Origin of the sequence: Geomonas silvestris, assembly GCF_014193515.1 — a bacterium.
In the GTDB taxonomy this organism is placed as follows: domain Bacteria; phylum Desulfobacterota; class Desulfuromonadia; order Geobacterales; family Geobacteraceae; genus Geomonas; species Geomonas silvestris.
The window spans coordinates 452,519-477,872 of record NZ_BLXX01000002.1 but is presented as its reverse complement, the minus strand read 5'-3'; the positions used below and the strand labels follow the sequence as shown (position 1 = coordinate 477,872).

At 59.7% G+C, this 25,354-nt stretch carries 21 protein-coding genes; 8 read left to right on the top strand and 13 right to left on the bottom strand.

Translation table 11 applies throughout. The features are described 5' to 3' along the window. Window positions 1–79: 79 nt before the first annotated feature. Entirely contained in the window at window positions 80–745 is a 666-nt protein-coding gene (gene trhA / locus GMST_RS05695; protein WP_183353664.1) for a PAQR family membrane homeostasis protein TrhA, read from the bottom strand. Between the two features lie 181 nt (window positions 746–926). Here trhA and GMST_RS05690 point away from each other — a divergent pair, with 181 nt between their 5' ends. After that, window positions 927–2,021 carry a phosphotransacetylase family protein gene (locus GMST_RS05690; RefSeq protein ID WP_183353663.1) on the top strand — a complete coding sequence of 365 codons (1,095 nt, stop codon included), beginning with the start codon at window positions 927–929 and terminating at the stop codon, window positions 2,019–2,021. 131 nt (window positions 2,022–2,152) lie between these two features. On the opposite strand, the gene GMST_RS05685 is transcribed toward GMST_RS05690, so the two are convergent. Beyond that, window positions 2,153–2,425, bottom strand: coding sequence for a cytochrome c7 (locus GMST_RS05685; RefSeq protein WP_183353662.1), 273 nt, complete (start codon window positions 2,423–2,425; stop codon window positions 2,153–2,155). 178 nt (window positions 2,426–2,603) lie between these two features. Between GMST_RS05685 and GMST_RS05680 the strand changes: the two genes are divergently transcribed. Then, window positions 2,604–3,548, top strand: a complete 945-nt coding sequence (locus GMST_RS05680; protein ID WP_183353661.1) for a helix-turn-helix domain-containing protein — start codon at window positions 2,604–2,606, stop codon at window positions 3,546–3,548. Between the two features lie 251 nt (window positions 3,549–3,799). Beyond that, complete coding sequence (locus tag GMST_RS05675) at window positions 3,800–4,303, top strand: type 1 glutamine amidotransferase domain-containing protein (protein WP_183353660.1); 504 nt, start codon at window positions 3,800–3,802, stop codon at window positions 4,301–4,303. Window positions 4,304–4,411: 108 nt separating this feature from the next. Here the strand turns inward: GMST_RS05675 and GMST_RS05670 are convergent, their stop codons facing one another. The 11 genes from GMST_RS05670 to rpmH form a co-directional block, all read right to left on the bottom strand. Further along, complete coding sequence (locus GMST_RS05670) at window positions 4,412–5,644, bottom strand: LL-diaminopimelate aminotransferase (protein WP_183353659.1); 1,233 nt, start codon at window positions 5,642–5,644, stop codon at window positions 4,412–4,414. 112 nt (window positions 5,645–5,756) lie between these two features. After that, window positions 5,757–6,560, bottom strand: coding sequence for a 4-hydroxy-tetrahydrodipicolinate reductase (dapB, locus tag GMST_RS05665; protein ID WP_183353658.1), 804 nt, complete (start codon window positions 6,558–6,560; stop codon window positions 5,757–5,759). 9 nt (window positions 6,561–6,569) lie between these two features. Beyond that, a complete protein-coding gene (dapA, locus tag GMST_RS05660) occupies window positions 6,570–7,442 on the bottom strand; it encodes a 4-hydroxy-tetrahydrodipicolinate synthase (RefSeq protein WP_183353657.1) in 873 nt (290 codons plus the stop codon). An 81-nt stretch (window positions 7,443–7,523) separates the two neighbouring features. Then, window positions 7,524–8,777 carry a diaminopimelate decarboxylase gene (lysA, locus tag GMST_RS05655; RefSeq protein ID WP_183353656.1) on the bottom strand — a complete coding sequence of 418 codons (1,254 nt, stop codon included), beginning with the start codon at window positions 8,775–8,777 and terminating at the stop codon, window positions 7,524–7,526. A 550-nt stretch (window positions 8,778–9,327) separates the two neighbouring features. Continuing rightward, a complete protein-coding gene (gene rsmG / locus GMST_RS05650) occupies window positions 9,328–9,984 on the bottom strand; it encodes a 16S rRNA (guanine(527)-N(7))-methyltransferase RsmG (protein WP_183353655.1) in 657 nt (218 codons plus the stop codon). After that, a complete protein-coding gene (gene mnmG / locus GMST_RS05645; protein ID WP_183353793.1) occupies window positions 9,981–11,861 on the bottom strand; it encodes a tRNA uridine-5-carboxymethylaminomethyl(34) synthesis enzyme MnmG in 1,881 nt (626 codons plus the stop codon). Before mnmG ends, rsmG begins: the two co-directional genes overlap by 4 nt. 455 nt (window positions 11,862–12,316) lie before the next feature. Further along, window positions 12,317–13,684: a tRNA uridine-5-carboxymethylaminomethyl(34) synthesis GTPase MnmE gene (mnmE, locus tag GMST_RS05640; RefSeq protein ID WP_183353654.1), complete on the bottom strand. Its 1,368-nt coding sequence runs from the start codon at window positions 13,682–13,684 to the stop codon at window positions 12,317–12,319. A gap of 18 nt (window positions 13,685–13,702) precedes the next feature. Then, window positions 13,703–15,322 carry a membrane protein insertase YidC gene (gene yidC / locus GMST_RS05635; protein ID WP_183353653.1) on the bottom strand — a complete coding sequence of 540 codons (1,620 nt, stop codon included), beginning with the start codon at window positions 15,320–15,322 and terminating at the stop codon, window positions 13,703–13,705. Window positions 15,323–15,339: 17 nt separating this feature from the next. After that, window positions 15,340–15,552 carry a membrane protein insertion efficiency factor YidD gene (gene yidD / locus GMST_RS05630; protein WP_183353652.1) on the bottom strand — a complete coding sequence of 71 codons (213 nt, stop codon included), beginning with the start codon at window positions 15,550–15,552 and terminating at the stop codon, window positions 15,340–15,342. Further along, window positions 15,542–15,895 carry a ribonuclease P protein component gene (rnpA, locus tag GMST_RS05625; RefSeq protein ID WP_183353651.1) on the bottom strand — a complete coding sequence of 118 codons (354 nt, stop codon included), beginning with the start codon at window positions 15,893–15,895 and terminating at the stop codon, window positions 15,542–15,544. The genes yidD and rnpA overlap by 11 nt, the downstream gene beginning before the upstream one ends. 6 nt (window positions 15,896–15,901) lie before the next feature. Next, window positions 15,902–16,051 (bottom strand): 50S ribosomal protein L34, encoded by a 150-nt coding sequence (gene rpmH, locus GMST_RS05620; RefSeq protein WP_183353650.1) that lies wholly within the window; start codon window positions 16,049–16,051, stop codon window positions 15,902–15,904. 273 nt (window positions 16,052–16,324) lie between these two features. Here rpmH and dnaA point away from each other — a divergent pair, with 273 nt between their 5' ends. The 5 genes from dnaA to gyrA all read left to right on the top strand — a co-directional run bounded on the left by dnaA (window position 16,325) and on the right by gyrA (window position 25,344). Beyond that, a complete protein-coding gene (dnaA, locus tag GMST_RS05615) occupies window positions 16,325–17,668 on the top strand; it encodes a chromosomal replication initiator protein DnaA (protein WP_183353649.1) in 1,344 nt (447 codons plus the stop codon). A 222-nt stretch (window positions 17,669–17,890) separates the two neighbouring features. Beyond that, window positions 17,891–19,009: a DNA polymerase III subunit beta gene (gene dnaN, locus GMST_RS05610; RefSeq protein WP_183353648.1), complete on the top strand. Its 1,119-nt coding sequence runs from the start codon at window positions 17,891–17,893 to the stop codon at window positions 19,007–19,009. Between the two features lie 239 nt (window positions 19,010–19,248). Beyond that, window positions 19,249–20,343 (top strand): DNA replication/repair protein RecF, encoded by a 1,095-nt coding sequence (recF, locus tag GMST_RS05605; protein WP_183353647.1) that lies wholly within the window; start codon window positions 19,249–19,251, stop codon window positions 20,341–20,343. 8 nt (window positions 20,344–20,351) lie between these two features. Beyond that, window positions 20,352–22,739 (top strand): DNA topoisomerase (ATP-hydrolyzing) subunit B, encoded by a 2,388-nt coding sequence (gene gyrB, locus GMST_RS05600; RefSeq protein WP_183353646.1) that lies wholly within the window; start codon window positions 20,352–20,354, stop codon window positions 22,737–22,739. 73 nt (window positions 22,740–22,812) lie between these two features. Next, a complete protein-coding gene (gene gyrA, locus GMST_RS05595) occupies window positions 22,813–25,344 on the top strand; it encodes a DNA gyrase subunit A (RefSeq protein ID WP_183353645.1) in 2,532 nt (843 codons plus the stop codon). Window positions 25,345–25,354 lie beyond the last annotated feature (10 nt).

Genomic DNA, 25,354 nt, shown 5'->3' with positions numbered 1-25,354 from the left:
ACGCTCGCACCACAGCCAGTGGTTGTAGGAATTCTTTCCGTGAGGGTGGTTCCCGTGAGGCGGGGTGGCGGGGCGGGGTTCAGCTGCGCGGGGTCACGTAGTAGAAGATCGCGCCGAAATGGCAGGCACTGCCGATCAGCACGAAGACGTGCCAGATGGCATGGTTGTAGGGGAGGCGCTCCCAGAGATAAAAGAGGACTCCGATGGTGTAGGCCGCGCCCCCGGCAAAAAGCAGCAGGAGCCCGTTGGCCGCAATGGCGGCGGAGAGCGGCTTCAAGGCGACGATGACGCTCCACCCCAGGGCGATGTAGAGCAACGGCCCGATGACGCGCATCCGGTGGACGGTGAAAATCTTCAGGACCGCGCCCACGGTCCCCAGCCCCCAGACTACCCCGAACAGGGACCACCCCCAGGGCCCGCGCAGGGTGACCAGGGTGAAGGGCGTGTAGCTGCCCGCTATCATGAGGTAGATGCTCGCGTGGTCCAGGATGCGGAAGATGTAGCGCAGGTAGGGTTTGCGGACGCTGTGATAGGCGGTGGAGAGGCTGTAGAAGGTGAGCAGCGCGCCGCCGTAGATGCAGCTGCTGGCCAGGCGGTAGCCGTCGTTCGCCTGCAGGGCAAGGGAGATCAGGGCGCTCACCCCGATGATGCTCAAGATTACGCCGAGCCCGTGCGTGCAGCGGTTCAAGAGCTCTTCTGCCTCGGTGTAGTACACCAGGCGCTCGTGGATATTCTCTGGTTTCATGAGTAGATGGTACCTCAGAGCGGGGCGGCGAGACAAGGGTCTCGAGGGCCGGGCTCCTCTTTCCCCTCTCCCAAAGCCGCTTGACTTCTGCCAGCTGCCGTACGATTATGAGCGGGATTTTGTATACGCAGCCCAATCTCCCGGGACGGTGGGCCCACCGGGTGCTCGAGGACCACGTGCTATGGCCAAGAAAATCTTCATCGCGGCATCGGGGCAGAACATCGGCAAGACCACGGTGAGCGTCTCGCTTTTGCACCTGGCACAGAAGAAATACGGCCGGGTCGGTTTCATGAAGCCGCTGGGCCCCAAGCCGACCACCCTGCGGGGGCACGCCGTCGACAAGGATGCCGCGCTCATCGCGCAGGTGTTCGATCTCATCAAGGATCTGCGCCACATGTCGCCGGTGGTGGTCTACCCCGACACCACCCGCAAGGTGATCGACGGGGAGATCTCCTGCGCCGAACTCGAGGAGCGCATCCTGGCGAGCTACGCCGAGCTTGAGAAGAAATGCGACTTCATCATCATCGAAGGGTCCGGCCACCCCGGGGTCGGCTCGGTGCTCAAACTCTCCAACGCCCGGATCGCGCGCCTGCTCGACGCCCCGGTGCTCATGGTGACCGGTGGCGGCGTGGGGAACGTGATCGACACCATCTTCATGAACATCGCGCTGTTCCAGCTGGAAGGGGCGCAGGTGCGTGCGGTTTTGACCAACAAGCTGTACGCCGACAAGCGGGCCACGACCCTCGACTACATCACCCGCGCCCTCGCCGACCAGCCCTTCAGTGTCTTCGGCGGGTTCGACTACCAGCCGGTGCTCGCCAACCCTACCCTGCGCCGGGTTTCGCGCCTGCTCGACCTGCCGCTGCACGGCAACCGCCGCGAGGTGAGCCGGATCATCCAGCACGTGCAGATCGGCGCCGCCTCGACGCAGCGGGTGACCGAGATGCTACGGGACTCGAGCCTGCTTGTGGTGACCAGCAGCCGGGACGAGCTCCTGGTCACCCTGGCGAACCTGTACCAGATGCCCGAGTACCGCTCCCAGCTCTGCGGGCTGGTGATCCCGGGGATCGTTCCGGTGAGCACCATCACCCAGCTGATCCTGGACCGGAGCAACATCCCCTACCTGCGCACCCAGCGGCACTCTACCGCCGAGCTGTACCGGATCATCACCGAAGACATCTCAAAGATCACCGCCGAGGATACCGAGAAGCTCGACCTGGTGCGCAAGCTTGCCGAAGAACGGCTCGATTTTGACCGACTGGAGGCCCTTTTTTAGCCTCCCCCAGGGAGAGACATGGATCGGCCTCCGTTTTCCCATTAGAGGCCGATTTGCTGCGCTCTAACAACAAAAGGCGGCCCCGCCGGGGACCGCCTTTTTCCTGCGCAACGCCGGGAAGGCGTCGCGCCTTACTTCTTGTGGCACTCGGAGCACTTGGTGGGACCGGCACCCTTATCGGCGTGGCACCCTTTGCAGGTCTTGTGGGCCCAGTCTTTGCCGAACCCTTCGATCTTGCCGGGGGCCTTCTCGTGGCAGGCCTTACAGTTGGCGACCTTCTCCTGATGCATCTTGTGGTTGAAGGTGATGTTGCCGTTTTTGGCGGGGAGGGTGATGACGTCAGCTGCCAGTGCCACGGTTGCGGTCATCAGGGTGAGTGCTGCGGCGGCGATTGCTCTTTTCATGGGTGCGTCTCCTTTGCGTTTGGATTTTTGGTCCGAAGTTGTGCTAATAGTTACCATGGTGCACCCCGAGCCGGTATCGACATCTATAGCAATGCGACCCGATGTCGGGTTCCCAGGCACCCGGAATCACAGGCGCTGCATCCGGTAACCACCCGGAACCTCACGAGGAAAGCTCTTCATGGCGCAGGACCCCGCAAAAACCGATAAAAACGTTCTCCCCAGTGTCGCCATCGACGGCGGGCGCGCCAGGACGGTACGCGAGAGCAAGAAGCTGACCCAGCTCTACGTCGCGAACGTGGTGGGGGTCACCACCGACACCATCTCGCGCTGGGAGAACAACCGCTACCCGAGCATCAAGCGGGACAACGCCGAGAAACTGGCCGGCGCGCTGGAGGTCGAGCTCGAAGAGATCCTGCGCCAGGAGGAACCGGAGCCCGATTCGGAGGGTGCGGAGGGCGTCGACACCGCGAAGCCCAGGCGCTGGACCCTTCTGGTCTTGTCCCTGATCCCGGTTCTTGCACTGGTGGTCTTCCTGACCAGCAGGCTCCAGGTCGTCACTCCCAAGGCGGTGCGCTGGGCGCCGCATTTTGCCGCTCCGGGTGAGGTGGTTCCCGTCCAGATCAAGATCCCCAGGAGTGCCGAAAGAAATTACGGTTTCATCCTGAAAGAGCACCTGCCGCCTGGGTGGCACCTGGTCAGCGCCCAGCCCGGCAACGCCGCCGTCGACCCCGACGGCTCCAGCGTAAAGTGGCTGGTCCCGGCCGGCCAGGGCTCGGTCACCGTCTCGTACACCGTGCGGCTCCCGGCAAACCTGCCGACCGGAAAATCAGGCAACCTGCGCGGCGAGATCGTCCTGCACGATGGAGAGTCCAACCGCACCGAGGCCGTTGCCGGGAGCGCCAGCATTACGGTCGGTGCCTACCACTGGGCCGACAGCAACGGCGACGGCAGGATCGACGACGACGAGATCATGCCGGCCTACTACGTCTGCGAAGACATGAAGGGGATCGGGCTGGACTGGAAGACCATCGAGGCGATCTGGAGCGGTAAGGGGTACCGTTGGGATCCACGCTCCGGGTTCGCGGTGCTGACGGTTGAGGCCCCGGGCGGCGTCAAGAAGTAAGGCCTGCACCCTGCCAGGCTGCCGGCTTCACCCTACCCCTCCTTGCTCCCCTCCCCGCTTTTCCCCGGCTTCTCAGCCAGGCACACGGTAATCCACCACACCTCTCCTCATTTTGTCCCGCCCCCTTTTGGGAAAACTGGTACAATTAGCTGCGGCAAATTTTGCACTTATGGTGCCTGGCGGGGAACCGACAGGCGCCCCTGCCGCAACCTTTACCAGGCCCGGGGCAACCCGGACCACGAGGAGGAACGATGAAAGTCCTGATTCTCAGTGCAAACGACTTCGAAGATACCGAGCTGTTGGTTCCGTTGTACCGGCTGCGCGAGGCGGGGCACACCGTCGAGGTGGCTTCTTTGAGCCGGGAGAGCATCAAAGGAAAGCACGGCTATGAGGTGCCGGTGGACAAGGTGTTCAAGGACGTGGTCCCCGGCGAGTACGGCCTGCTGCTGCTTCCCGGCGGCAAGGCTCCGGCCGCCATCCGTGACGACCAGACCGTCCAGCAAATCGCCCGGTCCTTTTTCGCCGACAATAAACCGGTGGCCGCCATCTGCCACGGGCCGCAGATCCTCGTTTCCGCTGGTCTTTTGCGCGGCAAGCGCGCCACCTGCTACCAGTCGGTCACGCCGGAACTCAAAGAAGCCGGAGCGCAGTACGAGGACAGCGAGGTGGTGGTCGACGGCCAACTGGTGACCTCGCGCCAGCCAGAAGACCTTCCCGCCTTCGACCGCGAGCTGATGCGGCTCATAGGGCACTAGCCTCGGGTTCAGCGCCCGCCGCACCCGACAACCAGATCAGCAACAAACAAAAAGGGCGCCCCCCGCTTGGGGACGCCCTCTCTTTTTGCCTAGCCTCTTGCGCCGAGACTACTTCAGGTTCTTCTTGATGCGCTCCACCGCCTCGATGACGTTGTCGCGGTTGCCGAAGGCGGAGAGCCGGAAGAAGCCCTCGCCGGAGGGGCCAAAGCCGCTCCCCGGGGTACCGACCACGTGGCACTCGGTCAAAAGCTTGTCGAAGAAGTCCCAGGAGGAGAGCCCGACCGGGGTCTTAAGCCAAATGTAGGGGCCGTTCACGCCGCCGTACACGGTGAGCCCTGCCCCTGAAAGGCCCTCGCGGATGATGCGGGCGTTCTCCATGTAGTAGTCGATGTTCTCTTTGGTCTCTTTCCACCCCTCTTCGGAGTAGACCGCGGCGGCAGCCTTCTGCACCGGGTAGGAGGCACCGTTGAACTTGGTGGTCTGACGACGCAGCCAAAGCTTGTTGAAGCTGTACTTCTCGCCCGTGGAGGTGGTCCCTTCCAGTTCCTCGGGCACCACGACCAGGCCGCAGCGCACGCCGGTGAAGCCGGCGGTCTTGGAGAAGGAGCGGAACTCGATGGCGCATTTCTTGGCCCCTTCGATCTCGTAGATGGAGTGCGGGATCGAGGGATCGGTGATGAACGCCTCGTAGGCCGCGTCGAAGAGGATGATGGAGTCGTTGGCGAGGGCGTAGTCCACCCACCCTTTGAGCTGCTCCTTGGTGGCGACAGCACCCGTCGGATTGTTCGGAAAGCAGAGGTAGATCATGTCCACCTTCTGGCTCGGGAAGGCCGGCATGAAGCCGTTCTCCTCGGTGCAGGGGAGGTAGACCAGACCCTGGTAGTACCCTTTCTCGTCGGCCTCGCCGGTGCGCCCGATCATCACGTTGGTGTCGTTGTAGACCGGGTAGACCGGGTCGCCGATGGCCACGGTGTTATCCAGGGCAAAGATATCCAGGATATTGGCGCAGTCGCACTTGGAGCCGTCGGAGATGAACATCTCGGTGTTCTTCAGCTCGACCCCCAGGGGCTTATAGGACTTCTCGATGATCGCCTCGATGAGGAAGTCGTAGCCCTGCTCCGGGCCGTAGCCCATGAAGCTGCTGGCCTGAGCCAGGTCGTCCACCGCATCGTGGAACGCCTTCAGGATGGTCGGGGTGAGCGGTTGGGTCACGTCGCCGATCCCCAGACGGATCACCTTGGCCTCCGGGTGGGCTGCTGCGAAGCCGCGCACCCGGCGCCCGATCTCCGGGAACAGGTACCCGGCTTTAAGTTTCAGGTAGTTATCGTTGATTTTTGCCATGTGGCACCACTCCTTGTAACGAGCAATACAGTAGTTTCAGTTCAGGTTTGCGGAGGACTCGTGGATCCCCCGGGACCGCGAAGGTCCCAGGAAAGCCATGAATTGCGTGGATTTATCTCAGGCCGAGGACGTCCTGCATGTCCCAGACGCCCGGCTTTGCGGTTGCCACCCACTTGGCGGCGCGCACGGAGCCGCGCGAGAACATGTCGCGGGTGTGGGCGCGGTGGGTGAGCTCGACGCGCTCGCCCATGCCGATGAAGTACACGGTGTGCTCGCCCACGATATCGCCGCCGCGGATGGTCTGCATGCCGATCTCTTCGTGGGTGCGCTCGCCGCAGATCCCCTCACGGTGGAAGTTGGCGACCTTGTTGTAGTCGCGCCCCAGCGCATTCGCCACCACCTCGCCCATGCGGACGGCGGTGCCGGAGGGGGAGTCCTTCTTCATCTTGTGGTGCGCCTCGACGATCTCCACGTCGAAGTCCTCGCCCAGGATCTTGGCGACGTCGGCCAGCACCTTGAAGCAGACGTTGACCCCAACCGACATGTTCGGCGCGATCACGGCCGGGATCTCCCGGGCGAGTTCGGCCGCCAGTGCGCGCTCCTCGGGGGTGAACCCGGTCGAGCCGATCACAATGGCCTTCTTGTGCAGCGCGCAGACTTCCAGGTTTTTGAGCGATACCTTCGGAGTGGTGAAGTCGATCAGCACGTCGCAACCGGCAACGACGGCGTTCAGGTCGTCGCTGATGGGGACGCCGATGGCACCAAGGCCCGCGTTGTAGCCGGCGTCCTGCCCCACCATGGGGTGGCCGGGACGATCCAGGGCGCCGGAAAGTTCCACGCCCTCGGTCTCGTTGATGGCGGCGATGATGCGCCCGCCCATGCGGCCGGCCGCGCCGCAAACTGCTATCTTAATCATATCAACTCCTTAGACGAGCCCGTATTCCTTCATGATCGCGGTCAGCTTGGCGCGGTTCGCCTCGACCAGCGGGGCCAGCGGCAGACGCACCTCGTCGCGGCACTTGCCCATCAGGGAGACCGCGGTCTTCACCGGTACCGGGTTGGTCTCGATGAACATGGCGTTGGAGATCTTCAAGAGGTGCAGGTGCAGGCGCTTGGCCTCCTCCAGGTTCCCCGCGTTGAAGGCGTCCACCAGGGCAGCCACTTCTTTGGGCATGATGTTGGCGGTCACCGAGATGACGCCTTTGGCGCCGCAGGCCATCATGGGCAAGGTGATGAAGTCGTCGCCCGAGAGCACGGTCAGGTTGTCGCCGCAGAGGGCAAGCACCTCGGAAGCCTGCTGCAGCGAGCCGGTGGCCTCCTTGATGGCGACGATGTTGGCGTGCTTGGAGAGGCGCGCCACGGTTTCCGGCAGGAGGTTCACGCCGGTGCGGCCCGGGACGTTGTAGAGCACCTGCGGCAGGGCTACGGCGTCGGCTACCGCGGTGTAGTGCTGGAAGAGCCCTTCCTGCGACGGTTTGTTGTAGTACGGGGTGACCAGGAGTGCTCCGTCGGCACCCAACTCCTTGGCATGCTGGGTGATCTCGATCGCCTCGCGGGTCGAATTCGAACCGGTGCCGGCGATGACCGGAACGCGTTTTTTTACCTGCTCGACCACGATCTTGATGACCCGGTCGTGCTCTTCATAGTCAAGGGTTGAAGACTCGCCGGTGGTGCCGCAGGGCACGATGGCGTCGGTCCCGTTTTCGATCTGGAATTCCACGAGTTCCCGCAGTTTTTCCTCGTCTACCGCGCCGTTGTTGAACGGGGTGACGATGGCTACGATGCTTCCTTGGAACATGGGCTACCTCCTTGTGGTGCCTCTTGTGTATCGTGTAGGTAGAACGTTTGACTGGTTGCCGATGTCGGCTCCCCTCAGCCTCTACAGGAAGCTCGGGATACTCTCGCCGCGCACCAGATCCTCGACCTTCTCGCGCTCGCGAATCACCTCGAACTTGTCCCCTTTCACCATCACTTCAGCCACGCGGGGGCGGCTGTTGTAGTTGCTGCTCATGGTGAAGCCGTAGGCTCCGGCGGAGAGGAAGGCGATCTGGTCGCCCTGCTTGAAGTTCGGGAATTCGCGCTCTTTCACGAGGAAGTCGCCGGACTCGCAGATCGGGCCGACGATGTCGCCCACGATGCTGCCGTCCTGGTCCTTGCGGACCGGTGCGACGCCGTGGAAGGAGCCGTAGAGCGCCGGGCGGGCCAGGTCGTTCATGCCGGCATCGACGATGACGAAGTTCTTCTCCTCGCCCTTTTTAGTGTAGAGGCAGGTACCGACCAGAATGCCGGCATTTCCCACCAGGTTCCTCCCAGGCTCGAACAGCAGGTGTAGTCCGAGGTCTTTGGTCTCCGCGAGGATAGAGGTGCCGTAATCTGCCGGCAGCGGCGGAGCTTCATCGTTGTACTGGATTCCCAAGCCACCGCCCAAGTCGAGATATTTCACCTGGATACCCATGTCCTGCATCCCCGTCAGGAGGCGCTTGAGCTTCTTGATCGCGTCGACGAACGGCGAGACCTTGGTGAGCTGGCTGCCGATGTGGCAGTCGATCCCGAGGATCTCGATGTTGGCCATTTCTTTGGCGCGGCCGTACTGCTCGAGGGCGCGCTCGATATTGATACCGAATTTGGCCTTTTTGAGGCCGGTGGTGATGTACGGGTGGGTCTCAGGATCGACGTCCGGGTTGACGCGGATGGCGATGCCGGCTTTCTTGCCAATGCGGCCGGCTACCTCGTTCAGGCGGTCGAGCTCCAGCTCGGATTCCACGTTGAACATGAGGATCCCGGTCTCCAGGGCGTAGGCGATTTCGTCGTCACGCTTGCCCACGCCGGAGTAGACTACTTTCTTCGGGTCCACGCCGGCCTGCAGCGCACGAAAGAGCTCGCCGCCGGAGACGATGTCCACGCCGCCGCCCAGGTTGATGAAGGTCTTCAGCACGGCCAGGTTCGAGTTTGCCTTTACCGAGTAGCAGATGGTGTGAGGCGTAGCTGCGAAGGCGCTGTCCATGGCCTTGAAGTGACGCTCCAGCGTGGCCTGCGAGTAGATGTAGACCGGGCTGCCAACCTTCGCCACGATGTCCTTTACCGCAACTTCTTCCGCAAACAGCTCGTCACCTTTGTACTGGAAATGATGCATGACCCTTTTTCCCCCTTGTGAATCTATGTGAAAAACCAACCGTAAACAAAAAAAGTTTTTACTTCTAACATATAACCGAGGCAAAAGTCAAAATTAATGCTCCGGGAGTTAGAGGGTTTGCACCGGCGAAACCGAAGTTTGAAAAGGCCTCTCTCACCTTCGATTCGTTCTCCCTACCCCGTTCCGATGTCCCCTGAAGTCGGTTCAAACTCACCCACTCCCTCAAAATTACTGTCTACCTGTGTGATAGACTTAACCGGCTGTGCAATCAACCGCACAGCATTAAGTAATTCACAGCACCCATTCAGAGTTTTGGAAATACAAAAATTCATGTTCCGCAACACAGTGGAGGATGCAAATGTGCTGTCGGCTGAGTTGCCTCTCTCGATTCCTTCCAACGGGGTTTGCCCGGTCAATTTGCCTAAAATTTAGGCGGCCATTTTAGGCATTTTTAGCGGCCTTCTCCACCCGAGACAGCCCGCAACCTTCATGAGAGACAAGAATCGTTAAAATCGACCATTTCGTGCGTTTTACAACACATTAGAAAATATTAAACGTTTTTCCGCATCACAATGAGTGCGCGCGCCTCGTCCGAACCAGGTAGATTAAATTTCTCTATTCTTTCGACCAGCACACCGAGGCGTTCGAGGGTCTCCGCTGCTTCCTCGACTTCCTCGGCAGCGTTGCGTCCCTTCATGGCGACGATGCGACCGTCAGTTCTCATGAGAGGTAGGGCCATCGTCACAAATGAGGGGAGATCGGAAAAAGCGCGCGAGACGATCCAATGAAAAGTTTCGGGATAGCTTGCGGCGAGGGTTTCTGCCCGGACGTGCAGCGCGGTGAAGTTCGCCAGGTTGAGCAGACGCACCGCCTGCTTCTGGAAGCTGATCTTTTTCACCACTGCGTCGACCGACACCACCTCAAGGTCGGGCGCCACCACCTGGACCGGAATGCAGGGAAAGCCCCCCCCTGAACCGATATCGAGCATCTTGCCCGGGCCTCGTACCACCTTCAGGAGACTCAGCGAATCGACCAGATGTTTCAGCGCAATCCCGTCGTCATCGGTGATGGCGGTGAGGTTGATCTTCTTGTTCCACTTCTTGAGCTCTTCCGCGAACTGGTCCAGGCGCTGAGCCTGCTCCTTGGTAATCTCGATCCCGAGTTCACGTGCTCCGGAAATTAAGAGATCTTTGGCGCGTTGATTCATCGTGCCCCCCTCGCCTTCAGTGCGATGGAGAGGATGGTGATGCCGGCAGGCGTTATGCCCGGGATGCGGGAAGCCTGGCCCAAGGTGTCAGGGCGGAAGCGGTCCAGTTTCTCGCGCACCTCGGTCGAGAGCCCGGGAATGGACAGGTAATCCATGTCAGCGGGAATCTTCGCGCTCTCCAGCTTTACCGCGCGGTCCACCTGCTCGAGCTGCCTGTTGATGTAGCCCTGATACTTGATCTGGATTCCCAGCTGTTCCCGCACCGCTTCAGGGAGCTCCATGATCTCCGGATAGATCCGGGAGAGGTCTTCGCAGGTGAATTCCGGTCGGCGCAGCAGCTGTTCGTAGCTGATGGCATTCTGCATTCCCACCAGGTCCCACTCTGCAAGCAGCTCTTCGCCGGCAGCCGAAGGGGTCAGGCGTTCCCTGGAGAGCTTCACCAGTTCATTCTCGATGCACTCTTTCTTTACCAGGAACCCGTTATACGTCTCTTCCGGCACCAGGCCAACCTCGTGTCCCTTTTCGCGCAGCCGCAAATCGGCGTTGTCCTCGCGCAAAAGCAGCCGGTATTCGGCGCGCGAGGTGAACATGCGGTAGGGCTCCTTGGTCCCCAGGGTAACCAGATCGTCGATCATTACGCCGATATAGGCCTCGTGTCGTCCCAGCACCAGCGGCTCTTTTCCTTTTACCTGCAAGGCCGCGTTGATACCTGCCATGAGCCCCTGGGCGGCGGCCTCCTCGTACCCGGAGGTGCCGTTGATCTGCCCCGCGTGGTAGAGGTTGGGCACCAGCTTGGTTTCCAGCGAGGCGTGCAGCTGGATCGGGTTCACGTAATCGTACTCGATCGCGTAGGCGGGGCGCATGATTTCCACCCGCTCGAGCCCTTCGATGGAGCGGTAAAAGGCCCATTGGATGTCGATGGGGAGCGAGGTGGACATGCCGGAGGGGTAGACCTCGACGGTGTCGCGCCCCTCGGGCTCGATAAAGGTCTGGTGGCGTTCCTTCTCAGGGAAGCGCACCACCTTGTCCTCGATGGACGGGCAGTAGCGCGGTCCAATACCCTCGATGATCCCGGCGTAGAGTGGCGAGCGGTCCAGGCCGCCGCGGATGATCTCGTGGCTCTTTTCGTTGGTGTAGGCGATGTGGCAGGGAACCTGCGGCTGCTCGATCTTCTCCGTGGAGAAGGAAAACGGCACAGGACGCTCGTCGCCGAACTGCGGCTCCAGCTTGTTGAAGTCGATAGTCCTGCTGTCCAGACGTGCCGGGGTCCCGGTTTTCAGTCTCCCCACGTCGAAACCGTAGTCCACCAGGCGCTCGGAGAGGCCCACCGAAGGAAGGTCCCCTGCCCTGCCGCCCGGGTAATGCACCAATCCTATGTGGATCAAACCGCGCATAAAGGTGCCGGTGGTGAGGATCACGGTCTTGCCAAGGAAGCGGACCCCGCCGCGGGTGTCGACGCCAGCAACCGCGCCGCCATCCAGGTGCAGCGCCGTTACTTCGACCTGCTTAAGATCGAGGTTGTCCTGCTGTTCCAGCACGGTCTTCATACGGAGGCGGTACTGCTGTTTGTCCGCCTGGGCACGCGAGGCACGCACCGCGGGACCTTTGCGGGTATTGAGCACCCGGAACTGGATCCCGGTCGCATCGATGTTGCGCCCCATCTCGCCACCAAGAGCGTCGATCTCCTTGACCAAGTGCCCTTTGGCAAGGCCGCCGATGGCCGGGTTGCAGGACATCAAGGCGATAGCGTCGAGGTTGATGGTGAGCAACAGGGTCGACACCCCGATACGGGCAGCTGACAGGGCTGCCTCGCAACCGGCGTGCCCTGCCCCGACCACGATCACATCGTATTTTTTTTCATAGACTATCAAGCCAATGCTCCATGTGCGTCTGATTGGTGCCGCCATCCGGTCGCCGAACGGCTTATTTGCACGTGCCTTCTTAAACAGGCACCATTACAAGTATTTTTTGATTTGTTCCACGTGGAACAAAATTTCGGGCCGCATTCTATGCTGTCGAACAAGAGTGGAAGCTCAGAAGAACCAGGCCACGCTGTTGGCAGGCTACACAAAGTTGCCCCTTCGCGAAGGGGAACAGGGGGATTTAGCGACGTTGGATGTTTAGGTCAAGTGAAAGCCAGAGTACAAATCCCCTCTGTCTCCCCTTCGCAAAGGGGAGGACGTAAGGCCGGCAGCTATGGTTGAGAAAAACAGTCTTGCCACCAGGAGGACCATCAGGGTAAGCCCTGGCCCCAAAAAACACTCAATTCAAAGAATCCCTCTAAGTTACTGCTGTAGCAGGTTAAAACTGATTTGTTCCACGTGAAACAAAATTACTTACCTATGCAGAAGCTGGAGAAGATTCTGTCCAGCACATCGTCGGCGGTGGTTGCCCCGGTGACCTCCCCTACTGCATCGAGCGCATCCCTCAGGTCGATGGGAAGCAGTTCCATGTTCACACCGGCCGCCAGGTTCTCGACAAAACGCTGCAGGGAGCGCTGGGCTTTTACCAGTGCATCCCGGTGCCGGGCGTGGGATACCGCCACGTACTCCCTGCTGTCCACCGCCTTGCCATGTACGAAGGTCCTGTGGATCGACTCCCTCAGTTCAGGAACACCTTCACCGGTGAAGGTGGAGATGGCGACAATGGGAGCATTAACCCCTTCGGGAAGTTCACAGTGCGAGGCCAGGTCGGACTTGTTACGGACCACAATGCAGCTCTTGGATCCGATGGCATCGAGGATGATCCGATCATCATCGGTAAAGGGCGCGGAAGAATCAACCAGGAAGAGAACCAGGTCGGCCCGGGGAATCCGCTCCAGGGACAACCGCACACCTTCCTGCTCCACCTGGTCCTCGGAATGACGGATCCCTGCAGTATCGAGGAGTTTCACCGGTAGGCCGTTGATGTTGACGACCTCCTCGATAACATCCCTGGTGGTGCCGGGAACCGAGGTGACAATCGCCCTTTTCTCTTTCAAAAGGGTGTTGAGCAGGCTTGATTTGCCGACGTTGGGGCGTCCTGCCAACACGACGGAGACCCCGTCCCGCAGTACCTTCCCTTCCTCGAACCCGTCTATCAGCCCCTGAAGCTCGGCAAGGGCCGGTGCCACCCTCCCCTGCACGTCGCGCTCAACAGCCACATCGAGGTCCTCCTCGGGGAAGTCTATGAGGGCCTCGACGTAAGCGAGGGAGTAGAGAATGGCTTCCTGGATCGCGGAAATGCGCTGCGACAATAACCCTTCCCGCTGGTGCTGGGCCAGGGTGAGCGAGGCCTCGGTGCGGCTGGAAATAACATCCATGATGGCTTCAGCCTGGACCAGGTCTATTCTGCCGTTCAGGAAGGCGCGCTTGGTGAACTCGCCGGGCTGGGCCAACCGGGCGCCGGCCTCGATGACCAGCGAGAGGATCCGGGAGACCACCAGGGTCCCACCGTGGCACTGAATCTCGATCACATCCTCGCGGGTGTACGAGTTAGGCGCCTTCATATAGACCACCATGGTCTCGTCGAGGACGTCGCCGGTGCCGGGATTGACCACGGTGCCATAAGAAAAACGGTGGCTTTTTAGGCCACCGTTCCCTTTTGCTCTGAAGATGTTCTGGGCAATCGGCAGGGAGGCGGGGCCGCTGACCCTGATGATCCCGATCCCCCCCTCTCCTACCGGAGTGCTGATTGCTGCTATGGTGTCACGAACGTACATGGTGAATCCTGTCGGTGCTTAGTCCTGGACCGTTTTGTTGATGTACATCTGCTGGACGATGGTGAGCACGTTGTTCACCAGCCAGTAAACAACGAGGCCGGACGGGAAGTTCAGGAACATGAAGGTGAAGACGACCGGCAGCATCAGCATCATCTTGGCCTGGACCGGATCCATGTTGCTCGGGGTCATCTTCTGCTGGATGAACATGGTGGCGCCCATGATGATAGGGGTCACGTAGTACGGGTCCTTGGCAGAGAGGTCGGTAATCCAGAGCATGAACGGTGCATGACGGAGTTCGATGGAGTACATGAGCGCACGATAGAGGCCGAAGAAGACGGGGATCTGCACCAGCATCGGCAGGCAACCACCCATAGGGTTGACCTTGTGGGTCTTGTAGAGCTCCATAACCGCTTTGTTCATGGCATCGCGGTCATTCTTAAACTTCTCCTTCAACTCAGTCATCTTAGGCTGCAGTTTCTGCATCTCTTTCATCGACTTGTAGCTCTTGTGAGTGAGCGGGAAGAAGATGAGTTTCAGGATGAAGGTGATGATGATAATAGCGATGCCGTAGTTGCCGGTGTACTTGTAGAGGTACTTGAGCGAGAAGACCAGCGGCTTCGCGACCGGGCCGAACCAGCCGTAGTCGATAACGTCTTCGAGGCGGTTACCCTGGGCTTTCAGGATGTCAAGATCCTTCGGTCCGTAGTAAATCGAGTAGTTGAGAGCGGCGCTCTGCCCCGCCTGCAGGGAGACCGCAGGTGCCGTGATGTCACGAAGCATGCTGTCGGTACCAGGACGGGACAAGGACACCGTGGCGATGCTCCCCTTATCGGCAATGACGGCGCCCATGAAGTACTTGTCGCCGAAGGAGGACCAGGTCACATTGTTGGAGTGCTGAACCGGTGCCTTCAGGAGATTGTCGAGTTTGTCGGAGGAGACTTTCCCTTCGGCGAGCGTCGTCGGGCCGTACACTTCGTAGCGACCTTCGCTCTTGTGCGGGACTACCCGGTCGTTTTGCAGGATGTGCAGCTTGCCATCGACGCGCCCGGCACCTGCGTTGCGCAGCTCTTCGGTAAGACCTATGTGGTAGAGGTTGCCGGCAAAGCTGAAGCGCTTCTTCAGTTCGACACCCTGCGGGGTAACGGTAGTGAACTCGATGCTCCCCTTGTTCCCATCGCTCAGTTTCAGGTTGTCGCCGGAGAACTGATACACGGCGTTGGAGGCGATGCCGAGTTCGCGCGAATCGGTAAGCAGCGCGAAACGGGTCGGGTTGCTCTCGTCGATGAGGACGATGTCCTTACCCTGGGGTCCGGCAGTCTCTTTGTACTTTTTCAGCACCAGCTTCTTAAGCCCGGCCCCCTGGGTCGAGAAGACGGCGCTGTAGAGATCGGTGTCCACGATGATGTCGCGGGGAGCGGCGGCCGGCTGGCCGGCAACTGCTGCGGCCGGTGCAACCGGGGCGGCAGCGGCGACTGCAGGAGCGCTCATAACCGCAGGAACCTGCTTGCCAGAGCTCAGCTGCGCCTGCTTGGCGGAGGTACCGGGAGCCACAGCGGGCTTTGCCGGGGGGAACAGGTAGGAGTAGGCGTAGAGCACCCCGATAGAAAGCACGATAGCTATGATGGTTCTTTTTTCCATGGTATCTCCGAAAGACGCTATTTAACCGGATCGTAACCGCCCGGATGCCAGGGATGACAACGCGCGATGCGCGCAACCGTCAGCCAGACACCTTTTAAAGGGCCGTACTTTTCCAAAGCTTGTAAGGAATAATGGGAACAGGTGGGGTAAAACCGGCAGGAGGGAGCCTTTAACGGAGAGATGTACCGTTGATAACAGACAACCAGGCTCCGCAGGAATCTACTTAGCATATCTGTTGCGCAGCCGCCCGAAGGCGGCTGCGAGCTCGGATGAGAGGTGGTGAAAGTCAAGTACTTCCGCCCCTTTTTTGGCGACGATATTAACATCTGCCAGTGGGAAGAGTTGCTTGTTCTGCCGGTAAAACTCGCGCAGCCTTCGCTTGATGCTGTTTCTGACCACGGCGTTGCCCACCTTCTTGCTCACCGTAAAGCCGATGCGGGGACCTGCCGGAGCAGTGTCCCTCCACAGCAAAAGGTAATGCGGGGTGTGCAGCTTGTTGGCGCCGGAGTTGAACTGGGTGAACTCCGGACGCCTGCGCAGTCTTTCAGCCTTGGGAAAAGCTGAGCCGGACAAGCGGTACTACTTGGTTGCGATGCCGACAGACAGACGCTTGCGGCCTTTAGCCCTTCTGCGCTTGATCACAAGACGGCCGTTTTTGGTGGCCATACGGACGAGGAAGCCGTGGGTTCTTTTACGGGAGGTGTTGCTGGGCTGAAAGGTTCTTTTCATCTTTATCTGCTCCTTGCGCGGTTTTAGCGACTTTAGATATAAAGGGAAGCATGGAACTTAAACATAAAGGAAAAAGCCTGTCAAGAGGTTTTTCCGCGGCCAACTTTTGCCTTGCAAAATAGGGGTAGCTCTGTTAGTCTTCTGCTGCGAAAAAATTAGTGTCAACTTATTTTGTGAATAACCTCGTAACCTGTTGAATTTTCTAGCTTAAATCAGCACAACAACTTGTTGATAAAGCTGTGCAAAAATCGTCCCTCAAAAAGGCCTCTCTCCATGGAAAAAATTTGGCTGGAAGCCCAGGCAAATCTGAAAAAAGTACTCACGGGACAAACCTTCAGCACCTGGATCGAACCCCTCAAGTTCCTCGGCAACACCGACGAAGCGATAATCCTCGAAGTTCCCAGCTCTTTCTTCCAAAAGTACGTCATCGAGAAGTACCTCGGCATGATCAGGGAAGCGATCTCCGCGGTCAGCCCCAAAAGCTACCAGATCGAGTTTCAGATCGTGGAGCCGAAACCGGAGCCCGCTGCGGAGCCGGAGCCCAAGCCGGCCAAGGAAGAGAAGAAAGAGAAGGATAAGGACAAGAAGTCCGAGTTCATCCCCAACCTGAACCCCAAGTACACCTTCGAGTCGTTCGTCTGCGGCGCAAGTAACCAGTTCGCCTACGCGGCGAGCCAGGCGGTCGCCAACAAGCCGGCAACCAACTACAACCCGCTCTTCATCTACGGCGGCGTCGGTCTCGGGAAGACACACCTGGTGAACGCCATAGGGAACCAGATCCTCGCCAAGAACCCCAAGGCGAAGATCTGCTACTACTCGTCCGAGAAGTTCATGAACGAGATGATCAACTCGCTCCGCTACAAGAAGATGGACGAGTTCCGCAACAAGTTTCGCAAGATGGACCTTTTGCTCATCGACGACATCCAGTTCATGGCCGGCAAAGAGGCGACCCAGGAGGAGTTTTTCCACACCTTCAACGCGCTCTACGAATCCCACAAGCAGATCGTGGTCACCTCGGACAAGTTCCCCAAGGACATCCCGGGGCTCGAGGAACGCCTGAGATCGCGCTTCGAGTGGGGTCTCATCGCCGACATCCAGCCGCCCAACGTGGAGACCAAGGTCGCCATCCTCAAGAAGAAATCCGACCAGCACCAGGTTAACATCCCCGACGACGTCGCCCTCTTCCTCGCCGAAGGGGCTACCTCGAACATCCGCGAACTGGAAGGGATGCTGATCCGCCTGGAGGCCTTCGCGAGCCTGACCGGCAACGAAATCACCCTCTCCATGGCACGCGAGGTGATGAAGGACATCATCGTCGAAAAGACCAAGGAGATCACGGTCGAGATGATCCAGAAGCAGGTGGCCGAGCACTTCCGGATCAAGGTTTCGGAACTTAAGTCGGACAAGCGGATCAAGACCCTGGTGGTGCCGCGCCAAATCGCCATCTACATCTGCCGCGAGCTCACCAAGTCCTCCTTCCCCGAGATCGGCGAGAAGTTCGGCGGGAAAGACCACTCGACCATCATCCACTCGGTGAGAAAGATCGAGAAGCAACTTTCAAGCGATCCGGACCTGAAGTCGACTGTGGAAGACATCAAGAAAAAGCTGTTCATGTAGCCGTGGAAACCTGTGCATAACTCCTCCCGGATTGGGGATGGAGCTTATGCCTGTGAACAAGTCCAGCGAACCACCCCAAAACGTGCGCATGGTTCTCCTGACCAAAACGTGCAGTAAAACGGTGGCTAAGACCGCTTATCAACTTTTCAACAGGCCACTATCTACTACTACTGAAGAGATAAAAAACTATAAGTAAAAGAAGAAAACCGCCAGGGAGAGACCATGGAATTCAAAATTAGCAAAGAGATATTTTTGAAGGCCCTCCAGAGAATCCAGGGGATCGTGGAAAAGCGGAACACCATGCCCATCCTCTCCAATGCGCTGCTGGAAGTGCACAACGACCTTCTCTACGTCACGGCAACTGACCTCGAAGTCGGCATGAAGAGCTCCTATCCCACCAAGGTGATCAAGGAAGGCAAGATCACGGTATCCGCCAAGAAGCTCTACGAAATCGTCAAGGAGATGCCGGACGAGGAGATCCACGTCGCCACCAAGGAGAACGACTGGGTCGAGATCATCTGCGGCAAGGCGCGCTTCAACATCGTGGGTCTCTCCTCCGAGGAGTTCCCCTATTTCCCCAAGGTGAAGGACGAGAGTTTCCTCGTCTTCAAAAACGAGGTCCTCGCCAACATGATCGAGAAAACCTCGTACGCCATCTGCTACGACGAGACCAAGTACAACCTGAACGGCGTGTTCATCAAGGCCTTCGAGGAAGGCGGCACCAACGTCTTGCGCATGGTCGCCACCGACGGCCACAGGCTCTCGGTCGCCCAGCAGGTGATCGAGGGGAGCATCTCGGCCGAACTCTCCAAAGGGGTGATCTTCCCCAAGAAGGGTATCTTCGAACTGAAGAAGATGGCCGAGGAGGAGTCAGCCGAGATCATGCTGGGGTTCATGGACAACTCGGCGGTGATCAAGAAGGGGAACACCGTGGTGGTCATGCGCCTCATCGACGGCGAGTTCCCGGACTACACCAAGGTCATCCCGGTGAATAACGAGCGCAACGTGCAGATAAGCCGCGACAAGTTCCTGCACTCCCTGAAAAGGATGGCGATCCTCTCCTCCGAGAAATTCAAGGGGATCAAGATCGACGTGAACCCGGAACTCATCGTGATCTCCTCCTCGAACCCGGAACTGGGCGAGGCACGCGAGGAGATCGAGGTGGAGTACGAGGGGAACAACATCTCCACCCGTTTCAACGCGAAGTACCTGATCGACGTCCTCTCGGTGATGGCGGACCGCGAGGTGGAGCTCAAGTTCAAGGACGAGCTCTCTCCGGTTATCATGAAGCCTCTTGCCGACAACGACTTCATGGCGGTCATCATGCCGATGCGCCTGTAGACTCCGGCCGGGGAGCCAAGCTTAGGCGCTGCAAAAAGACGTTTAGCCGCGACGAAAAAAACGACGCGGCTAAAGCTGCATAAAAAGCACAAAAAAAATCAGTGAAAGCGAAGGTTTGGTCCGGATCGGGATGTCCCGCTATAGACGGTTTTCGCGACCCGTATACGCGTGAGCGGAAAAACAGGGCTTGAAAAAGAGCCGCTCTTTATGAGAGGCTTTTTGGTTGGCCCGTTAGCCTAATGAGACTGATAAAGCTAAAACTCGCGTCCTTCCGTAACCTGAAGAACCTCGAACTTACGCCCGGCGACAAGTTCAACGTTTTCTACGGAAACAACGGCCAGGGCAAAACCAACCTGCTGGAATCGATCTACCTCCTGGCGACGATGAAGTCATTCAAGCAGGCGAAGAATTCCGAGCTGATCAGCTTTGGCTCCGAGTTCGCCCTCTTGAAAGGTGCGGTAGAGCGTGACCGGGTGCGCCGCGAGATCTCACTGCTTCTCGAGAAACAGGGTAAAAAGGCCAAGATCGACGACAAGCTGGCTACACGGGTGGACGACTTCTTCGGCAACCTGAACGTGGTGCTCTTCACCCCTGAGGAGATCGCCATGGTGCGCGGGGGGCCAGAACTCAGGCGCCGCTACCTGGACCGTGCCGTTTTTACCTGTGATATCGGGTATCTCACCGCCTATCACGAGTATTTGAAAATTTTGAAGCAGCGCAACGCGCTCCTTAAAACCGGCGAGGCCTTCGGCCTCGACATCTGGACCGAGCAGCTCTCCCAGGCAGCTGTTCAGGTGGTAGAGCGGCGCTCAGCCTGGATCGGCGAGATAGAGAAGCTGCTGCAGCGCTTCTACTCGGAAATTTCGGGGAACGACGAGACGGTGCAGATCGAGTACCGCCAGCACTCGGTGGACCCGAAGTCCTGGCAGGAGGATCCGAGGCAAGCCCTCCTGAGCGCGTTAAAGGCGCACGAAGCCGAGGAGCGGCGCCGCTGCACCACGGTGGTCGGCCCCCACCGCGACGACCTTCACTTCGGGTTGAACGGCCGGGCGGCCCGGCACTTCGCCTCCCAAGGGCAGCAAAGAAGCTACGTCTTGGCCCTCAAGATGGCCGAGATCGAGTACATCACCAGGTGTTTCGAGGCGCCCCCGGTGCTCCTGCTGGACGACATGACCAGCGAGCTCGACCGGGAGCGCAACGAAAACCTCATGGAATTCTTGAAGAAACGACAGATGCAGGTGTTCATAACCACGACGGCCCTGGACAACGTGGCCCTCGCGGGGACCGACGAGGTCACCGCCTTCAGAATCAGTTCAGGGAAGATTACCAACTAGGGGTAGAGATGAGCGTAGAAGAAAGCAGCGATTACGGGGCAGACAAGATCAAGATCCTCGAGGGTCTTGAGGCGGTGCGCAAGCGCCCCGCCATGTACATCGGTTCCACCGCCTCTGCGGGCTTGCACCACCTGGTCTACGAACTGGTGGACAACGCCATTGACGAGGCGCTGGCAGGCCACTGCGACCTGGTGGAAGTCACCATCCACCTGGACGGCTCGGTTACCGTAAAGGACAACGGCCGCGGCATCCCGACCGACATCATGCCCGGCGAGGGGAGATCGGCCGCCGAGGTCGTCCTCACCGTGCTTCATGCCGGCGGCAAGTTCGACAACGCCGCCTACAAGGTCTCCGGCGGTCTGCACGGCGTGGGCTCCTCCGTCGTCAACGCCCTGTCGGTGTCGCTCGACCTGGAGATCCGCCGCGACGGCAAGATCCACAAGCAGCACTACGAGCGCGGCGTCCCGTCGGCCCCGCTCGAGGTAACAGGCGAGACCAAGAGCCGCGGCACCAAGATCACCTTCCTGCCGGACGGGGAGATCTTCGAGACCACCGAGTTCTCCTTCGACGTCCTCTCCCAGCGTCTGCGCGAGCTCGCCTTCTTAAACGCCGGCGTGCGCATCAAGATCAACGACGAGCGCGTCGAGAAGGAGCACGACTTCTTCTACGAGGGGGGCATCCGCTCCTTCGTCGAGTACTTAAACCGCAACCGCAACGCGGTGAACCCGGAGCCCATCTACTTCCACGGCGAAAAAGGCGGCGTCGATATCGAAGTCGCCATGCAGTACAACGACTCCTACGACGAGAAGATCTTCTCTTTCGCCAACAACATCAACACCCACGAAGGCGGTACCCACCTGGTCGGCTTCAAGGCTGCGCTCACCCGCACCATGAACAACTACGCGAACAACAACAACCTCTTGAAGAACGTGAAGGTGGCGATCTCGGGCGACGACCTGAGGGAGGGGCTCACCGCGGTCATCTCGGTGAAGATCTCGCAGCCGCAGTTCGAGGGACAGACCAAGACCAAGCTTGGGAACTCCGAGGTGAAGGGGTACGTCGAGACCCTGATGAACGAGAAGCTGGCCACCTACCTGGAAGAAAACCCGAACATGGCCAAGCGGATCCTCGAGAAATCGATCGACGCCGCCCGCGCCCGCGAGGCCGCCCGCAGGGCCCGCGACCTGACCCGCCGCAAGGGAGCGCTCGAGGTGGGCACCCTGCCCGGGAAGCTGGCCGACTGCCAGGAGAAGGATCCGGCGCTGTGCGAACTGTTCCTGGTCGAGGGCGACTCCGCAGGCGGCTCCGCCAAGCAGGGGCGCGACCGCAAGTACCAGGCGATCCTCCCCCTGAAGGGCAAGATCCTGAACGTCGAGAAGGCGCGCTTCGACAAGATGCTGGCCTCCCAGGAGATCAGGACGCTCATCGCGGCGCTGGGCACCTCGATCGGCAAGGACGACTTCGACATCGCGAAGCTGCGCTATCACCGCATCATCGTCATGACCGACGCCGACGTGGACGGCTCGCACATCCTCACCCTGCTTCTGACCTTCTTCTTCCGTCAGATGATGGAATTGATCGAGCGCGGCTACCTGTACATCGCGCAGCCGCCTCTGTACAAGATCAAGCGCGGCAAGAAGGAGCAGTACCTGAAAAACGAAGCCGCACTGCAGGCGTACCTCCTCGAGGAAGGAACCGAGGACATGCTCCTGAAGCTCGGGTCCGGTTCCGACGAGCGCAGCTACCGCGGCAAGCAGATCATCCCGATCCTGAACCAGCTCATCGATCACAACCAGCTCTACGACAAAGTGGTGAAGAAGGGGATCCACGAGCAGCTCCTCGGCATGCTGCTTAAGTGCGGCATCAAGAACGGTTTCGAGGAGCTCTCGGACCTGGTAGTGCAGCTTCCCAAGTTGAAGGCCGCCTTCCCGGAGATCGACTACGACGTCCAGGAGGGGAGCATCCTGTTCAGCTTCGGCAACATCCGGGTTCGCGTGGATCACGGTATCTGCGGCATCCTGGGTTCCTACGACTACGGCATGCTCTTCGAGAGCTTCAAGCGGGTCCGTTCCGTCTTCGGCGAAGGGATGGCAACGGTGCAAAGCGAGGAGAAACTCCTCCTCGAGACCGACCGTCAGGAAGAGGTGCTTTCCTTCTTCATGGAGACCGCGAAGAAAGGCCTCTACATCCAGCGCTACAAAGGTCTGGGAGAGATGAACCCGGAGCAGCTCTGGGAGACCACCATGCACCAGGACAACCGGGTGCTTTTGCAGGTGAAGATCGAGGACGCGGTCGCCGCCGAGGAGATCTTCACGGTGCTCATGGGCGACCAGGTCGAGCCGCGCAGGAATTTCATCGAGCAGAACGCGCTGAACGTAACCAATCTGGACGTTTAGGTCGGCTGCTGCCGGAAAAAAATTCGCGACCCACGCGTACGTGTGGGATCGCTAAAGACGAAGAGGGTTTTACATGCTAAACCAGCTCAACAAGGTTTCGGTCAACATCGAAGACGAGATGAAGCGGTCCTACATGGACTACGCGATGTCGGTCATCGTGGGGCGCGCGCTCCCGGATGTGCGCGACGGCCTTAAGCCGGTGCACCGGCGCTGCCTGTTCGCCATGTACGACATGTCCAACGACTGGAACAAGCCGTACAAAAAATCGGCCCGCGTCGTCGGCGACGTTATCGGTAAGTACCACCCGCACGGCGATACCGCGGTCTACGACACCCTGGTCCGTATGGCCCAGGACTTTTCGCTGCGCTACCCGCTGGTCGACGGCCAGGGTAACTTCGGCTCCATCGACGGCGACTCCCCGGCCGCTATGCGTTACACCGAGATCAGGATGGAGCGCCTGGCCCACGAGCTCCTGGCCGACATCGACAAGGAAACTGTCCCGTTCGGACCGAACTACGACGACTCCTTGAAAGAGCCGCTGGTGCTCCCGTCCAAGTTCCCGAACCTCCTGGTGAACGGCTCGGCAGGTATCGCGGTCGGTATGGCGACCAACATCCCGCCCCACAACCTCACCGAGGTGATCGACGGCATCATCGCGATCGTCGAGAATCCGCAGCTTACCTTCGAGGAGCTGGTGGAACTGATCCCGGGCCCGGACTTCCCGACCGGCGGCTACATCTACGGCCGCGAAGGGATCATGAGCGCCTACAAGACCGGCCGCGGCATCATTCAGATGCGCGCCAAGGTGCAGATCGAGACCCACAAGAAGACCGAGCGCCAGGCGATCGTGGTCACCGAGATCCCCTACCAGGTCAACAAGGCGAGGCTGGTCGAGAAGATCGCCGAACTCGTGAAAGAGAAGAAGATCGAGGGCATCTCGGACTTGAGGGACGAGTCGGACCGCGAGGGTATGCGCGTCGTCATCGAGCTGAAAAAGGACGAGAACCCCGGCGTCATCCTGAACCACCTCTACAAGCAGACCCAGATGCAGTCCTCCTTCGGCATCATCATGCTGGCCATCGTGAACAACCGGCCGCGCATCCTGACCTTGAGGGAGACCATCGACCTCTTCCTGGATCACCGCAAGGAGATCATCACCAAGAGGACCATCTTCGACCTGAAAAAGGCCGAGGAGAGGGCCCACATCCTGGAAGGCCTGAAGATCGCCCTGGACAACCTGGACGAGGTGATCGCGCTCATCAAGGCGAGCGCCTCCCCGGCCGAGGCGAAACTCGGCCTCATGGAGCGCTTCGGGCTCTCCGAAATCCAGGCCCAGGCCATCCTGGACATGCGCCTGCACCGCCTGACCGGCCTGGAGCGCGAGAAGATCCTGGAAGAACTGCGCGAGATCATGAAGTACATCGCCCGCCTGAAGGAGATCCTGGCCTCGGAGGCCGAGATCCTGAAGATCATCGTGGGCGAGCTCATCGAGCTCAAAGACCGCTTCGGCGACAAGCGCAGAAGCGAGATCGTCATGCAGACCGCCGATATCTCGCTCGAGGACACCATCGTCGAGGAAGACATGGTGGTCACCATCTCGCACACCGGCTACATAAAACGTAACGCCGTCACCCTGTACCGCGCCCAGCGCCGCGGCGGCAAAGGCAAGACCGGCATGAAGACCAAAGAAGAGGATTTCGTGGAACAGCTGTTCATCGCCTCCACGAAGGACTACCTGATGTTCTTCACCGACGCCGGCAAGTGCTACTGGCTCAAGGTCTACGAGATTCCGGAAGCGGGCCGCGCTGCGCGCGGCAAGGCGATCGTGAACCTCCTGAACCTGGCGAGCGGCGAGAAGATCACCACCATCCTCCCGGTGAAGGAGTTCGCCGAGGACAAGTTCATCATGATGGCGACCCGAAACGGCGTGGTGAAGAAGACCAACATCATGGAGTACTCGCACCCGAGGGTGGGCGGCATCATCGCGCTGAACCTGGACGAGGGGGACAAGCTCATCTCGGTGGCCCTCACCGACGGGCGCCAGGACGTCCTCTTGGCCACCAAGAACGGCAAGTCGATCCGCTTCAAGGAAGAGGACGTGCGCACCGTGGGGCGCGTCTCGCGCGGCGTGCGCGGCATGACGCTGGAGGACGACGACCTGGTGATCGGCATGGCGATCCTGAACGATAACCTGTCCGACTCCACCCTCTTCACCGTGACCGAGAACGGCTACGGCAAGAGGACCGAGATCGGCGAGTACCGCTGCCAGTCGCGCGGCGGCAAGGGCGTCATCACCATCAAGACCACCGAGCGCAACGGCTGCGTGGTCGACATCAAGCACGTCTCCGACGAGAACGACCTGATGCTGATCACCGACCAGGGGAAGATCCTGAGGGTCCCGGTCGCCGGCTTCTCCATCATCGGCCGCAACACCCAGGGCGTGCGCCTCATGGTGAAGGAAGAGAACGAGCGCGTGGTCGCCGTGGCTCGCCTGGCCGAGAAGGAAGAGAACGACGAGCAGGACGAGGATTCGCTGGTCGAGCAGATCGACGTGCTCGGTGAAGACGCGGTCGACACCGGCGACGACGAGGGGTCGGAGGAGTAGTTCCGGCTCT

Bases quoted from the DNA above. Each gene is read 5' to 3' on its own strand.
- trhA (WP_183353664.1), bottom strand. From the start codon at position 745: ATGAAACCAGAGAATATCCACGAGCGCCTGGTGTACTACACCGAGGCA.
- GMST_RS05690 (WP_183353663.1), top strand. From the start codon at position 927: ATGGCCAAGAAAATCTTCATCGCGGCATCGGGGCAGAACATCGGCAAG.
- GMST_RS05685 (WP_183353662.1), bottom strand. From the start codon at position 2,425: ATGAAAAGAGCAATCGCCGCCGCAGCACTCACCCTGATGACCGCAACC.
- GMST_RS05680 (WP_183353661.1), top strand. From the start codon at position 2,604: ATGGCGCAGGACCCCGCAAAAACCGATAAAAACGTTCTCCCCAGTGTC.
- GMST_RS05675 (WP_183353660.1), top strand. From the start codon at position 3,800: ATGAAAGTCCTGATTCTCAGTGCAAACGACTTCGAAGATACCGAGCTG.
- GMST_RS05670 (WP_183353659.1), bottom strand. From the start codon at position 5,644: ATGGCAAAAATCAACGATAACTACCTGAAACTTAAAGCCGGGTACCTG.
- dapB (WP_183353658.1), bottom strand. From the start codon at position 6,560: ATGATTAAGATAGCAGTTTGCGGCGCGGCCGGCCGCATGGGCGGGCGC.
- dapA (WP_183353657.1), bottom strand. From the start codon at position 7,442: ATGTTCCAAGGAAGCATCGTAGCCATCGTCACCCCGTTCAACAACGGC.
- lysA (WP_183353656.1), bottom strand. From the start codon at position 8,777: ATGCATCATTTCCAGTACAAAGGTGACGAGCTGTTTGCGGAAGAAGTT.
- rsmG (WP_183353655.1), bottom strand. From the start codon at position 9,984: ATGAATCAACGCGCCAAAGATCTCTTAATTTCCGGAGCACGTGAACTC.
- mnmE (WP_183353654.1), bottom strand. From the start codon at position 13,684: ATGTACGTTCGTGACACCATAGCAGCAATCAGCACTCCGGTAGGAGAG.
- yidC (WP_183353653.1), bottom strand. From the start codon at position 15,322: ATGGAAAAAAGAACCATCATAGCTATCGTGCTTTCTATCGGGGTGCTC.
- yidD (WP_183353652.1), bottom strand. From the start codon at position 15,552: ATGCTAAGTAGATTCCTGCGGAGCCTGGTTGTCTGTTATCAACGGTAC.
- rpmH (WP_183353650.1), bottom strand. From the start codon at position 16,051: ATGAAAAGAACCTTTCAGCCCAGCAACACCTCCCGTAAAAGAACCCAC.
- dnaA (WP_183353649.1), top strand. From the start codon at position 16,325: ATGGAAAAAATTTGGCTGGAAGCCCAGGCAAATCTGAAAAAAGTACTC.
- dnaN (WP_183353648.1), top strand. From the start codon at position 17,891: ATGGAATTCAAAATTAGCAAAGAGATATTTTTGAAGGCCCTCCAGAGA.
- recF (WP_183353647.1), top strand. From the start codon at position 19,249: ATGAGACTGATAAAGCTAAAACTCGCGTCCTTCCGTAACCTGAAGAAC.
- gyrB (WP_183353646.1), top strand. From the start codon at position 20,352: ATGAGCGTAGAAGAAAGCAGCGATTACGGGGCAGACAAGATCAAGATC.
- gyrA (WP_183353645.1), top strand. From the start codon at position 22,813: ATGCTAAACCAGCTCAACAAGGTTTCGGTCAACATCGAAGACGAGATG.